This window comes from Pseudomonas sp. 65/3-MNA-CIBAN-0223 (genome assembly GCF_040310425.1).
Taxonomy (GTDB): Bacteria; Pseudomonadota; Gammaproteobacteria; order Pseudomonadales; family Pseudomonadaceae; genus Aquipseudomonas; species Aquipseudomonas gregormendelii.
The window spans coordinates 152,109-165,319 of the sequence record NZ_JBEOPV010000004.1; the positions used below are offsets into that span (position 1 = coordinate 152,109).

9 protein-coding genes are annotated in these 13,211 nt (G+C 58.6%); 6 read left to right on the top strand and 3 right to left on the bottom strand.

Going from position 1 to position 13,211, the window contains the following annotated elements:
- Window positions 1–65 precede the first annotated feature (65 nt).
- The 3 genes from leuS to AAEZ09_RS05775 form a co-directional block, all read right to left on the bottom strand.
- Entirely contained in the window at window positions 66–2,576 is a 2,511-nt protein-coding gene (gene leuS / locus AAEZ09_RS05765; RefSeq protein WP_350598551.1) for a leucine--tRNA ligase, read from the bottom strand.
- A gap of 384 nt (window positions 2,577–2,960) precedes the next feature.
- Window positions 2,961–3,548, bottom strand: a complete 588-nt coding sequence (locus tag AAEZ09_RS05770) for a cupin domain-containing protein (RefSeq protein ID WP_350598554.1) — start codon at window positions 3,546–3,548, stop codon at window positions 2,961–2,963.
- A 49-nt stretch (window positions 3,549–3,597) separates the two neighbouring features.
- Window positions 3,598–5,559, bottom strand: coding sequence for an oxidoreductase (locus AAEZ09_RS05775; protein WP_350598555.1), 1,962 nt, complete (start codon window positions 5,557–5,559; stop codon window positions 3,598–3,600).
- 277 nt (window positions 5,560–5,836) lie between these two features.
- On the opposite strand from AAEZ09_RS05775, the gene AAEZ09_RS05780 reads away from it, so the two are divergent.
- The 6 genes from AAEZ09_RS05780 to AAEZ09_RS05805 all read left to right on the top strand — a co-directional run bounded on the left by AAEZ09_RS05780 (window position 5,837) and on the right by AAEZ09_RS05805 (window position 13,050).
- Window positions 5,837–7,117 (top strand): OprD family outer membrane porin, encoded by a 1,281-nt coding sequence (locus tag AAEZ09_RS05780; RefSeq protein WP_350598558.1) that lies wholly within the window; start codon window positions 5,837–5,839, stop codon window positions 7,115–7,117.
- A 40-nt stretch (window positions 7,118–7,157) separates the two neighbouring features.
- Window positions 7,158–8,456 (top strand): Xaa-Pro dipeptidase, encoded by a 1,299-nt coding sequence (locus AAEZ09_RS05785; RefSeq protein WP_350598561.1) that lies wholly within the window; start codon window positions 7,158–7,160, stop codon window positions 8,454–8,456.
- Window positions 8,457–8,559: 103 nt separating this feature from the next.
- On the top strand, window positions 8,560–9,207 hold the full coding sequence (locus AAEZ09_RS05790; RefSeq protein ID WP_205891875.1) for a TetR family transcriptional regulator C-terminal domain-containing protein: 648 nt from the start codon (window positions 8,560–8,562) through the stop codon (window positions 9,205–9,207).
- A gap of 92 nt (window positions 9,208–9,299) precedes the next feature.
- The gene (locus tag AAEZ09_RS05795; RefSeq protein WP_045058755.1) at window positions 9,300–10,016 is read left to right on the top strand and encodes a response regulator; all 717 of its coding nucleotides are present in this window, start codon (window positions 9,300–9,302) and stop codon (window positions 10,014–10,016) included.
- 5 nt (window positions 10,017–10,021) lie between these two features.
- Entirely contained in the window at window positions 10,022–10,795 is a 774-nt protein-coding gene (locus AAEZ09_RS05800; protein WP_350598563.1) for a substrate-binding periplasmic protein, read from the top strand.
- Window positions 10,792–13,050: an ATP-binding protein gene (locus AAEZ09_RS05805; protein WP_350598564.1), complete on the top strand. Its 2,259-nt coding sequence runs from the start codon at window positions 10,792–10,794 to the stop codon at window positions 13,048–13,050. The genes AAEZ09_RS05800 and AAEZ09_RS05805 overlap by 4 nt, the downstream gene beginning before the upstream one ends.
- Window positions 13,051–13,211: the final 161 nt, after the last annotated feature.

Sequence of the window (13,211 nt, forward strand, 5' to 3'; positions counted from 1 at the left end):
ACGCGGTAAATCCGATACCGCGTACGTCACCTCAGCCTGAATATCAACTCCATCTCGGCTCAAACCTAATGAGCGCAGAGAAAATTCACGACCTGATTCGGCACATAGATCACCTTGGTTACTGCACGCCTTTCAAGGGCCTCGATGACTTTGCTCCGAGCCATATCGACGTCGACCAACTCCTCACCGGTCCCCTCCGGAAGATCATCCACATACTTGCCGTTAATGTAGATTCGTGTCGCCTTGACCGGGCGCACTCGAGCTTGGGGCCATGGTGCAGAGTCAATAGTATCGTAGCCCAACTGCTCCCAGATCTCAGAGCAGACGTGCGGAGCAAAGGGGAACAGGGCCTTCACAAAGTCAGCGCCAATTCGTTCGAAAAAATAGTCCTTATGCTTCTCAGCCTGATTCATGAATTCCATAAACGCGGCAATCGCCGTATTGAAATTCAAGGTCACAAAGGATGCATCGACCTTGGCCAGGGTTTTTCCCCACAGCGTCTCCAGCGGATGCTGATCCGAAGCCGTAGATTCGTTACGCGGAGCGCCGCACTGAAGGCCATCGGCAAAAACACTCAGCACCCTGTTGATGAAACGCTCACAGCCCTTGATCCCTTTGAGGTCCCATTTCTTGTTCTGTCCGAGCGGCCCGATAAACATCATGTAAATCCGGAAAGTGTCGACGCCGTACTCACGAATGATGTCGTCTGGAACAACCACGTTCAAAAGGGATTTCGACATTTTGGTATTGAAGACTTGCAACTCGTGGTCGCTATTCTTTAACCAATACTTGCCTGCCCGATACTCTGCTTCATCCACGGCCACGATTCGACCGGTTCCATCCTTGAAGGCATCAGCCGTCACCAATCCCTGGTTATAGAGCGTCTTGAAGGGCTCATCAAAATTCACTAGCCCCACATCGAACAGCACCTTGTGCCAGAATCTGGCGTAGAGCAGATGCATGGTCGCATGGGCCGCACCGCCCACATAAAGATCGACCTGTTGCCAATACTCCATACTTTGCGCTGAGAACGGTTCAGCTTCGTTATGCGGGTCCATGAACCGCAGGAAGTACCAACACGACCCGGCCCAACCAGGCATGGTGTCCGTGACCCGATAGAGCGGATTTCCTGTCGAATCATTGCAGTTCACCCAATCTTGAGCCCGTTGCAGTGGGCTCGCTCCGTCAGCACCTGGACAGAAGTTCTCAACTACCGGCAACTCGACTGGCAGTTCGCTAGCGCTGGCTGCGATTACGTTACCGCTGTCGTCCCGAAACAGCGGAAAGGGTTCGCCCCAGTACCTTTGCCGAGAGAACAGCCAATCACGCATCCGGTAACGAACCCTGCGCACAGCCCAATGATTGTTTGTGAGCTCAGCTTCAATCCGCCCACGCGCCTCGCTTCTGGACAGGCCGCTAAAGCTCTCGGAGTTTTTGAGGGAGGGCTGTGTATCGGTCTCATCGAGCACGGACAAGTGAGGTAAGCCGAAACGCTGGCACAAAGCTGCTGCTTTGGGATCAGTTTCGGGAACAGAGAATACCGCTTGCTCTCTTCCATCGAACGCCAGGTAGTTGACGACATAAAGAGGAAGCGATGCGCCCGTCAGTGGATGACATACGTGGCGACGTAGATACAAGGCGTCCACTGCAATCTTCGGGTCCTGCAAGGTGGCAATTCTGGCGCAGAGGTCGCTGTCATGGCACAGTTCTTTTACATAAGGGTGTTCAGTACACAGCAAGACGGCGTTACTGCCATACAGAGTTTCGGCTTCAGAGGTAAACACAGTTAAGGGGATGGCCGCGTCTTCTCGTATCAGGAGATCAATATCGATACCCTCTGCGCGTCCGATCCATTCACGCTGCATTTTTTTGACCGATTCGGGCCAATCGAGTCGATCCAAGTCGGCCAACAAGCGTTCAGCATAGTCGGTGATCTTTACAACCCACTGCGTTAGCGGCTTTTTAGCGCAGGGGTAATCACCGCGTTCAGAGCGGCCGTCGATGACTTCTTCATTCGCGAGAACGGTTTGAAGTGACTCGCACCACCAGACATTTTCCTCTTTCTCATACACCAATCCGCGTTCGTACAATTTCAGGAAAAGAAATTGTGTCCATTTATAGTATTTAGTGTCAGAGGTGTCGATTTCCCGGCCCCAGTCGTAACTTAAGCCCATCAGCATCAGTTGTCGCTTGAAGTTCTGGCAGTTGATCTTGGTAACGTCGGCGGGGTGAACGCCTGTTTTTATGGCGAATTGTTCTGCCGGTAGCCCGAACGCATCCCAGCCCATGGGATGCAATACGTTGAATCCATCCATTCTTTTTTTGCGGGCAATTATGTCAGTTCCGATATAGCCAACGGCGTGTCCAACATGTAAACCGTTACCCGAGGGGTACGGGAACATGTCCAGCACATAATAAGGAGGTTTTTTGCTCATATTGTCAGCGGCAAATAAATTCTCTTCTGCCCATCGCTGCTGCCACTTATTTCTAAACTGATCGTTATCCATGATCGACTCACGCTCATCCAAAAGCTCTATGGATTCATCCTGTACATAAAATAACAATAACAAGTGCAATCGCTATCTCGTACAGATAGACGTCTCTGTGTTATGTGGAGGAGCTTCTACGAACTCCACATACCCACTAAGCATTTAGCTCATCTCGCCTCTATCTGGTAGATGCGGCTTTTAGCTGCTACAACGACAGCTACATTAATAACCTGCTCGCTGGATCGGCGCATGCCTAAATATGTAACGCAGTGTAATCTTTCGGCAGACTCGACTTTCTGACGCCTCATTAAGATCTCGTAGGGCTCTCGCAGATCTTAGGCGTTAAATTTCCGTCCGCCAGTAGCTCGAAAAAATCAGGAATTGACTGTAGGAAAAACTCCCCGGCCTCCATTCAAAAAAAGAGCCCCAAAGCTAATCAAACTTCGAGGCCTCTTTATCTCAAACATCCCATCAAAACGTTGGCGGCGTAATCACCCAAATCACCACCGCATCCACCTCTCCAGGATTGCCATACCGATGCGGCTCCTGACTCGAGAAGCTGAAACTGTCTCCCTCGCTCAGCAGAAAATGCCGTTGCCCAACCCACAACTCAAAACGCCCCGACAGCAGGTACCCGGCTTCTTCCCCCTCGTGGCTGTAACTCTGCTGGCTATAAGTGCCAGGCGGAAACCGTGAGTGCAGCATCTCCAGTTGCCGATTCGGCTGCGGGGTCAGCAGTTGGTCGACGATTCCATCCTCGTAATGCACGCTCATCCGCGTGTTCTTGCGCACCACCACGCCGTGGTCTTCGGGGGCGGTGGCGGCTTCGCTGGCGAAGAACCACTGGATGGTCACGCCCAGGCTGCGGGCGATGTTGAAGAGGGCGGGGATGGAGGGGTAGGCGAGGTTGCGTTCGAGTTGGCTGATGTAGCCCGCGGTCAGCTCGCTCATGTTCGCCAGCTCGGCCAGGGTCATGCCCCGGCGTTTGCGCAGGCCGCGGATGCGGGTGCCGAGAAAACTGGGCTCTGGTGCGGCGCTGTCTTTACTGACGTTGCTCATGCGTACTCCAGGCCGGGGTTTGGGGGAAAACCCCGGAGTATAAACAGGCTCAAAGCGCCCAGGCGACTTTCAAACCTTCGTAGATGGCCTCTTCGGCAGTGCGCGGCGCCAGGCAGTCACCGATCCGGCGAAACTCCACCAGGCCTTGCAGTTCTGCGCCCAGGGTGTCGACCGGTTGATGACCCTGGCAGAGCACCAGGGTGTCGATATTTTCCAGCAACATCGGCTCGCTGCTCGCGGTGTGTTGCAGGTAGACGGTGCTGTCATCGCAGCCGTAGAGGCGGGCGTAGGGGGTGATGGGGATACCCAGTTTGTGCAGTTCGCCGGCCAGTTGGTCGCGCACGTACAGCGGCAGGTTTTCCCCGCAATGGGTGCCGTTGACTGCCAGGTGCACCTGATGCCCGGCGCGCACCAGGCGCTCGGCGATGCCGGGGCCGATCCAGTCGCAGCGCCAGTCCACCACGACCACCGAACGACCTATCTGTACTTCATCACGCAGCACTTGCCAGGCGTCCACCACCTGCAGTTCGCCGCCACGCTCGAAGGTTGGCCAATAGGGCTCGGCGCCGGTGGCGATGATCACCAGGTCGGGGCGCTCGCGCTCCACCAGGGCGCGGTCGACCCGGGTGTTGCGCACCACCCGTACACCCGCCAGTTCCATCTCCCGCTGCAGGTTGGTGCTGGCCCCACCGAACTCGCTGCGTCGCGGTAACAGCTGCGCCAGCAGCACCTGGCCGCCGAGTTGCGCGGCCGCTTCATAGAGGGTGACCTCGTGCCCGCGCTGGGCCGCTTCCGCAGCGGCTTTCATGCCGGCCGGCCCTCCGCCGGCAATCATGATGCGCTTGCGTTGGCCGGTAGGTTGCCGGTTGCCGAAGATCAACTCGCGCCCGGTCTCCGGGTGCTGGATGCAGGAGATCGGCAAGCCTTTGTGGAAGTGGCCGATGCACGCCTGGTTGCAAGCGATGCAGGCGCGCACGTCTTCTACACGGCCGCTGTCGGTTTTGTTGGGCATTTGCGGGTCGCAGATCAGCGCGCGGGTCATGCCGCAGACGTCGGCCTGACCCCGGGCCAGGATCAGCTCCGCTTCCTGGGGCTGGTTGATGCGCCCGGTGACGAACAGCGGGATGGACAGACCGGCCTTGAAGGTTCCGGCTTCCCTGGCCAGATAGGCCGCTTCGATCGCCATGGGCGGCACGATGTGCACCGCACCGCCCAGTGATGCAGAAGTACCGGCGACGATGTGCACGTAATCCAGGCTGGTTTGCAATGCCTGCACGGCGAGCAGCGATTCGTCCTCGGTGAGTCCCTCCGGGTCGCGCTCGTCTGCGGAAATGCGCAGGCCGATGATGAAGTTTTCATCGGTACTGGCCCGCACAGCAGCGATGATTTCCCGCAGCAAGCGCAGGCGCTGTTCCAGCTCGCCGTTGTAGCCATCGGTGCGGCGATTGACTCGCGGGTTGATGAACTGCGCGGGCAGATAACCGTGACTGGCGACCACCTCCACGCCGTCGATCCCGGCTTGAAACAGGCGCCGCGCCGCTGCCGCGTACCCGGCGACAATCTCGTCGATCATGGCTTGATCCAGTGCCCGTGGCATCACCCGAAACCGCTCGTTGGGCACCGCCGAAGCTGAATAGGCCACCGCCAGCAGGCCGTCGCTGGACTCCATGATTTCCCGCCCAGGGTGGAAGATCTGCGACAGCACCACCGTCCCGTGCGCATGGCAGGTTTGCGCCAGTTTGCGGTAGCCCTCAATGCAGGCGTCATCGGTGGCCATCAACACGTGCGAGGTGTAACGCGCGCTGTCGTGCACACCCGCCACCTGCAGCACGATCAGCCCGGCACCCCCTGCCGCGCGCGCCTGGTGGTAAGCGATCAGTTGATCATTGACCAGGTTGTCGGTGGGCATCGACGTGTCATGTCCGCTGGACATGATGCGGTTTTTCAGGCGTTTGCCGCGTAGCAGCAGGGGTTCGAACAGGTGCGCGAAAGCGGGGGACGAGGTGCTCATGGTGGGGCTACTCCAGGCGGCCTGAAGCCGAAAGGGCCGGTTTTCGGCGTTATTATTTTTCTATAAGAATTTACCTTCAGTAAAAAATCAATAGTTTTGTTTACTGGGTGTCGACTGGAAGCAGATGTAATGCCGACGTTACAAATGCGTTACTTCGATTGCGCAAGGCGAGCAATTCTCAACATATAAATTCTATTAATGGCAATGACAGGGTGCCTACCATTGGCAGGTACAGGCATTTGCACAAAACAATAATAATCAAGCTCTGAGGCCTACAATGAAGCTGCGTTCACTATTGGGTGTGGTTGTTCTATCGGCATCTGGAAGTTATTTGAAAGTGCAGGCAGAAGACGTGGGCGAAGGATTGGTCGAGGGTGGCTCGGCAACTATTACCGCTCGCAATATGTATTTTAATCGGAACTCGCTCTCGCATTATCCCGATGCCCGTGGTTGGGGGCAGGGTTTTCAGATGGATTACCAGTCCGGATTTACTCAAGGTGAAGTCGGCCTTGGGCTGGATGCAAGTGCCTATACTGCCTACAAGCTGGATGGCGGTCTCGGTACGGTTGGCACGGGAATGTTTCCCGCTGATGGAGATCGCGAAAGAACCGAGTCTTCGACACTCAACGCTTCGGTAAAGATGAAGTGGTCAAACACTGTCATAAAGTATGGCGATCTGCGCCCATACAATCCGGTATTGGCGACTCCCGATTTACGCCTGATGCCGATGACCACCCGTGGCATACAACTGTTGAGTGATGATATCGACAAAGTCAGCATCGATATCGGGCATTTCCATTCCACCAGAGGTTATACCAGTACAGGTCACGACGGTGGCTTCATGGCAGGTTACGCCGGGGTGGACAGCGGCGATGTCGATTATGCAGGCTTCACCTACACGCCAGTAGAGCAGGGCGGCGTCGGCTTCTACGTGTCCCAGGCGCAGGACTTGTGGCGCCAGTACTATGTCAATGGCAACTACAGCTTTGTCCTGACTGCGGAACAGACTCTCGGCGTTGACTTCAACCTCTATCGATCACTGGATCAGGGCCAGGCCAATGCCGGCGATATCAATGTCAGCGCCTGGTCGTTGGCGACGGCCTATGCCAATGGCCCGCATACGCTGACGCTGTCTTATCAAAAGATCCATGGAGGTCAGCCATTTGATTATCTGATGGCTTCCGATGGGACTTACATGGACTCGATCTATCTGGCCAACTCTTCGCAATACGGGGACTTCAATGGCCCTGGCGAACAGTCGGTCGGCCTGGCCTATGAATATGATTTTGGTTCTACGGGTGTTGTACATAGCACGCTGGGCTTCAAGTATATCTATGGATTTGATGTCGATAATGAGCAAGTTGATCCGGACGGGTTGTACGCTTACTTCGCTCATGCGGATAAGCAGATAGAGCGAGACGTCGATATTAAAACCGTTGTTGAAGCGGGCCCGTTGAAAGATTTGTCGGTTCGGGTGCGTTACGCCGAACATGCCTTTACCGGTGACAGTGTTAAACAACTGCGGATCATCACTCAATACCCGATCAATATTTTTTGATGTGCGTTCATCCGTCCAATAACAATAAAAGAGGTATCCCATGAAGCTCTCGAGTATCGCGTTGGCCGTAACCCTCTCGTCGCTGTCGTTGTCCGCACTGGCCGACACGGTCTACATCCATGCCGGTCGCCTGGTGGACGTGGAGCGCGGCAAGGTGCTGACGGACCAGCGCATCAAGGTCGATGGCGAGCGCATCGTGGCCGTTGAGCCCTGGAGTGCACCGCCGGCTGACAGCACCGTTATCGACTGGTCGGGCAAGACTGTGCTGCCGGGCCTGATCGACATGCACACGCATATCGCCGACTGGGACATGACCAACAACGTTGCCGAACCCCTCCTGCATTCTGCCCAGGACTACGCGCTGCTGGGCGCCAAGCATGCCTATCAGACCTTGCGCGCAGGGTTCACCACGGTCCACGACGTGGGGACCTACCGCGCGTTTACCGACGTCTCGCTACGTGATGCGATCAACGCCAATCAGGTGCTGGGGCCGCGGATGAATGTAGTCGGTGCATATCTCTCGGTAGCGGGTGGCGGCGGTGAGGTGACGGGCCTGGCCCCGGGCATCACGGTGCCGGACGATATGCGGGTGGGCGTCTATCGCGATACCAATGACGCAAAACTCAAGACCCGGTACCTGTTCCAGCACGGCGTCGACACCATCAAGATGGTCGGCACGGGCGCCGTATTGGCCGAAGGCACCGAGCCTGGCCAGATGGAAATGACCGAGGACGAAATGCGCGCGGTAGTGCAGGAGGCCAAGGTGCACAAGAGCTATGCGACCGTGCACGCCCATGGCGCCGACGGCATCAAGGCGGCTATCCGCGCCGGCGCAAAATCCGTGGAGCATGCCTCGCTGCTGGACGATGAAGGCATCAAGCTGGCCAAGGACAACGGCACTTATCTGGTCATGGATATCTACAACGGAGACTTCATCGACAAGATCGGGCGCGAGGAAAAGTGGCCGGAAAGTTACCTGCGCAAAAATACCGAAACCACCGAAGTACAGCGTGAAGGTTTCCGCAAGGCGGTCAAGGCCGGTGTAAAAATCGCCTATGGCACCGATGCCGGGATTTACCCGCACGGCAAAAACGCCCGGCAGTTCGCCTACATGGTCAAGTACGGAATGACCCCAATGCAGGCGATTCAGTCCGCCACCGTGGTCGCCGCAGACCTGCTCAATTGGCAGCAGGACGTAGGCGCTGTCAGTGTCGGTCGCTTTGCCGACATGATCGCGGTCGAGGGTGATCCGCTGGCTGACATTGCGATCCTGGAGAAAACCCCGGTGGTCATGAAGGGCGGCGCGATTGTTCCGCCTGACGTGCTGCCGGGTCTGTAAAGCAGCGCGACGTCTGGAGTCGGCGAGGGCAGTTGCTGTACAGTCGTTCAGCTCTTGAATGGCTCGTACAGGGCTCAACCCTCGCCTCCAGGAAGGTCGTGCAATGACTCAGGAAGTCCGATTCTCCAGAATGGCGCCGGAACTGCGCAAAACCAATCTCATCGAGGCCACGCTCGTGTGCCTGCAGCGCCATGGCTTCCAGGGCGCGTCGATCCGCAAGATTTCCGCCGAGGCCGGTGTATCGGTCGGGCTGATCAGTCATCACTATTCCGGCAAGGACGAGCTGGTCGCCGAAGCCTATCTGGCGGTGACCGGCCGCGTCATGGCACTGCTTCGCGCGGCCATGGAACAGGCCGCGCCCAATGCCCGTGAACGTTTATCGGCGTTTTTTCGCGGCTCGTTTTCCGCCGAACTGCTCGACCCGCAACTGCTTGATGCCTGGCTGGCGTTCTGGGGCGCGGTCAAGACGGCAGAAGCGATCAACCTCGCCCACGAACAGTCCTATGGCGAGTACCGGGCCATCCTGCGCAAGGTGCTCAACGAACTGGCGGAGGAGGAGGGCTGGCAACGATTCGATTCCGACCTGGCTGCCATCAGCCTCAGCGCCTTGCTCGACGGCTTGTGGCTGGAATCGGGTCTCAACCCCGGCACCTTCACGCCGGAGCAGGGCATGCAGATCTGCGAAGCCTGGGTCGACGGTTTGCAGGCCGGTGGTCGGCAGCGATTCACTTTGCAGACGACGGGCTGTTGATCGATCGTTCAGTAGTGGCTACTCTCTGCCTCCAGTGGTAACCAAAACTCTAATAAGAAACACGCCTTCGGGCATACGCGGGACACCTAGCGATGACTCCTCGGGTATTGATCGTCGACGACGATCCGTTGATTCGCGAACTGCTGCAGGCCTACCTGTCCCAGGAAGGTTATGAAGTGCATTGCGCCGCCACTGCAGAGTTGGCCGAGACCTTCCTGGCGAGCCAGAGCGTCGACCTGGTGATGCTCGATATCCGCCTGCCGGGCAAGGATGGCCTGACCCTGACCCGGGAGCTGCGGGTGCGTTCGGAGGTCGGGATCATCCTGATCACCGGGCGCAACGATGAAATCGATCGCATCGTCGGCCTCGAGTGCGGCGCCGATGACTATGTGATCAAGCCGCTTAATCCGCGGGAACTGGTGTCCCGGGCGAAGAACCTGATTCGCCGGGTGCGCCACGCCCACACGCCACATCCTGTTGCTGCGGTTGCCCGCCCGGTCAAGCAATTCGCCGCCTGGGCGCTGGACACTGATCGCCGGCGGTTGATCGACCACAGCGGCAGTGAAACCCTGCTGACCCATGGCGAGTACCAGTTGCTCAGCGTGTTCCTGCGCAACAGCGGGCACACCTTGAGCCGGGATCAGTTGATGGACCAGATCCGCAACCGCGAATGGGTGCCCAACGATCGCTCCATCGATGTGCTGGTGGGACGCTTGCGGCGCAAGTTGCATGACGACCCGGCCGAGCCTGAACTGATCATCACCATCCACGGTGCCGGCTATCTGTTTACCGCCAGCGTCGCGGCCTGAGCGGCATGTGGCGCGGGATCTGGTTGTTGTTGATGCTGGCATCCACCGGGGTGACGGCTGCGCAAAAAATTCGCTATTGCGATTACCCGGTCTACCCGCCGATCTCCTGGAGCGACGGCAAACAGATACGCGGGCTCGCTCCCGGCGTGGTTAAAAAACTGTTCGGGCAATTGGGCTACGAGGTCGAGCTCGTCGAGCTGGATAACTGGAATCGCTGCGTGCTGGATGCCGTTGAAGGTCGGGTGGATGTGGTGCTGGCCTATCGCACTGCAGAGCGTGAGCAGGCCCTGGCTTTTTCGACGGTGCCGGTACTGCGCGAGGAAGTCGCGGTGTTCATCAATCGCCGGCACCCGGTAACAATAGATCGGCTGGAGGACCTGGCGCACTACCGTGGTGGTTTCCTGTTCGGAGAAAGTTATGGCGAGACGTTCGACCGCTTTGTCGACCAGCACCAGAACATCGAACGGGTCTCTGATAGCCAGCAGAACTTTGGCAAGTTGATCCGCGGCCGCATCGACTTCGTCGTCTCCGAGCGGCGCACCGGGCAGATGCGCGTCGATACCCTGCCGGGCACCCAGGACATCGTGGCCCTGGCCGATTCCTTTGGTGTGGATTACCTGCGAGTGGCCGTGTCGCGGCGTTCGCCCCTGGCCAGTCGCATGGTCGATATCGATGCGCAGTTGCAGCACATGGTCGATTCGGGCGAGATCGACCGCTTGCTTCACGAGAGTGAGGTCATCTACCGCGACACGCTCCAGCAACCGGCGGATCGACCATGATTCGGGCCCGGCCCGGCGGCCTGTTGCGGCGCCTGCTGCTGTTTATCCTGTTCTTCAGCCTATGTTTTACGGTGCTGGCGAGCAGCGTGCAGCTGTACTTTGAGTATCGACGCGAGATGCGCGAAATCGACTCGCGCATGGAGCTGATTCGTGCCGGCTACCTGGCCAGCCTGGAGCGCAGTCTGTGGGACCTGAACCAGGATCAGCTCAACGTGCAGTTGCGCGGCCTGGTGGACTTTTCCGACGTGGCGCGCGTGCGCCTGATCAGCCCTGATTTCGATCTGCTGCAAGGCACTGCCGAGCCGGTCGGGCCGCTGCGAATAGAACGTTTTGCCCTCGACTACCAGCCGCCATCGGGGGCGGTGCGTCATTTGGGGCAACTGGAGGTCACCACCGACCTGAGGGCGGTGCATGAGCGCCTGTACACCACCGGGCTGACCAGCCTGCTGTGGATGAGTGTGTTTCTGTGCGGCCTGGCGGTGGTGCTGTCGGGGTTGTTTTATCGCCTGGTCACTCGCCACCTGCAAGTCATGGCCGAGTTTGCCCGGCGCATCGCTGCGGGCGATTCCCACGAGCCGTTACGCCTGGACAAGCGTCGCCGTGCGGACGAAGACGAAGACGAAATCGACACCGTGGCCCATGCTCTGGACGACATGCGCCGGGCCATTCTCAGTGACATCGACCGCCGCGAAAGCGATCGGCTGGCGTTGCAGGATAACCGTGACGAACTGCTGCGAATGGTCGAGCGGCGCACCGCCAGCCTGATGCGCGCCAAGGATGAAGCGGAAGCGGCCAACCTCGCCAAGTCGCGTTTCCTTGCCACCATGAGCCATGAGTTGCGCACCCCGCTCAACGGCATCCTCGGCATGGCCGAACTGCTGCGCGATGCGCCGCTGGACGCACTCGGCGGCAAGCGGCTGGATGCGCTGTACAAAGCGGGCGAAGGGTTGCTGTCGATCCTCAATGAAGTGCTGTATTTCGCCCGGCTGGAGGAGGGCGCCAGCCATCCGGAGGCAGTGGAATTCTCGCTGCGGCAATTGCTTGATGAAGTAATGACACTGCTCGAACCCCGCGCGCTGGGCAACGACACGATCCTGCAATGCTACATCGACCCACGGGTAGCGCAGCGGCATCACGGCGCCGAACAATTCCTGCGCCAGGTGCTGAGCAACCTGCTGGCCAACGCCATCAAATTTACCGAGGGCGGGCAGGTCAAGGTGGAGGTAGCGCTGTTGCCTGGCGCCCCTGGACAACGGCTGCGCGTCAGCGTTACCGACGACGGCATCGGCATCGCGCCGGCGATGCAGCAGAAGATTTTTGAGCGCTTCACCCAGGCCAGTGAAGAGGTGGCGCAGCGCTTCGGCGGCACCGGCTTGGGGCTGGCGATCAGCAAGCATCTGGTGGAGCAATTGGGCGGGCGTATCGGCGTGGACAGCGAGGTCGGGCGCGGCAGTTGTTTCTGGTTCGAACTGGCGCTGCAAGCGGCCAACGGCGTGGCACCCGTTGCGGCAGACAGTGTTGCAGGGCAGGCTTTGCGCATTCTGGTGGTCGAGGACGTGGCGCTCAACCGCGAGGTGGTCGAGGGCCTTTTGCTGCGCGACGGGCATCAGGTCTGGTTAGCCGAGGACGCCGAGCAGGCATTGGTTCAATGTGCCGCGCGGTCTTTCGATCTGGTCTTGCTCGACGTGCACCTGCCCGGCATCAGCGGCGTCGAGCTGTGTAAACGGCTGCGCGACACTCCGGGGCCGAATCGCCACAGCCGCCTGTTTGCCCTGACGGCCAGTGTGCAGCCGGCCCTGGTTCGCGGTTACCTGGATGCCGGCATGGACGGCATCCTCGCCAAGCCCCTGAAACTCGACACTCTGCGCCAGGCGCTGGCTGACCAGGCCCCCGTAGCCACTTCGCCACTCGATGACGCGGCCATGGATTGGCCGCTGCTGGAAACCCACCGTACTTTGCTCGGTGAACAGAAACTGCTGGGATTGTTGAAGGTGTTGCGCGACTCGATTCAACAGCATAGCCATGCACTCGCCGAAGCGATCACGGCAGACGACTGCACCGAGGTCGCGCACCTGGCCCACCGCCTGGCTGGCAGCAGCGACTCCCTGGGATTTCGCGCGTTGGCCAACGTCCTGCGCGCATTGGAGCAAGCCGCAATAATCAACGATGAGGCGGCGTTACGCGGGTTGGCGCCTCAGGTGCACGAGCAGCTGCGGTGCTCGCGACAGACCCTGGCAGACCTGTTGCAGGCCTGACGTACAAGTTTGTTACGACTTTTTACATCTTTGATCCTCAGGTTCAACTCGAACTTACATGCCTTTCCAATAATCGACGCAACCGCCACAGCGCGGTCTTCGAAGCTTATTGGAGATAATAATAATGAACTGCCGTAAAGCTCATCCTTCCTCGCGCCATG

Excerpts from the sequence above, each read along its gene's own strand:
- AAEZ09_RS05770 (WP_350598554.1), bottom strand. The coding sequence starts at position 3,548 with ATGAGCAACGTCAGTAAAGACAGCGCCGCACCAGAGCCCAGTTTTCTC.
- AAEZ09_RS05775 (WP_350598555.1), bottom strand. The coding sequence starts at position 5,559 with ATGAGCACCTCGTCCCCCGCTTTCGCGCACCTGTTCGAACCCCTGCTG.
- AAEZ09_RS05780 (WP_350598558.1), top strand. The coding sequence starts at position 5,837 with ATGAAGCTGCGTTCACTATTGGGTGTGGTTGTTCTATCGGCATCTGGA.
- AAEZ09_RS05785 (WP_350598561.1), top strand. The coding sequence starts at position 7,158 with ATGAAGCTCTCGAGTATCGCGTTGGCCGTAACCCTCTCGTCGCTGTCG.
- AAEZ09_RS05790 (WP_205891875.1), top strand. The coding sequence starts at position 8,560 with ATGACTCAGGAAGTCCGATTCTCCAGAATGGCGCCGGAACTGCGCAAA.
- AAEZ09_RS05795 (WP_045058755.1), top strand. The coding sequence starts at position 9,300 with ATGACTCCTCGGGTATTGATCGTCGACGACGATCCGTTGATTCGCGAA.
- AAEZ09_RS05800 (WP_350598563.1), top strand. The coding sequence starts at position 10,022 with ATGTGGCGCGGGATCTGGTTGTTGTTGATGCTGGCATCCACCGGGGTG.
- AAEZ09_RS05805 (WP_350598564.1), top strand. The coding sequence starts at position 10,792 with ATGATTCGGGCCCGGCCCGGCGGCCTGTTGCGGCGCCTGCTGCTGTTT.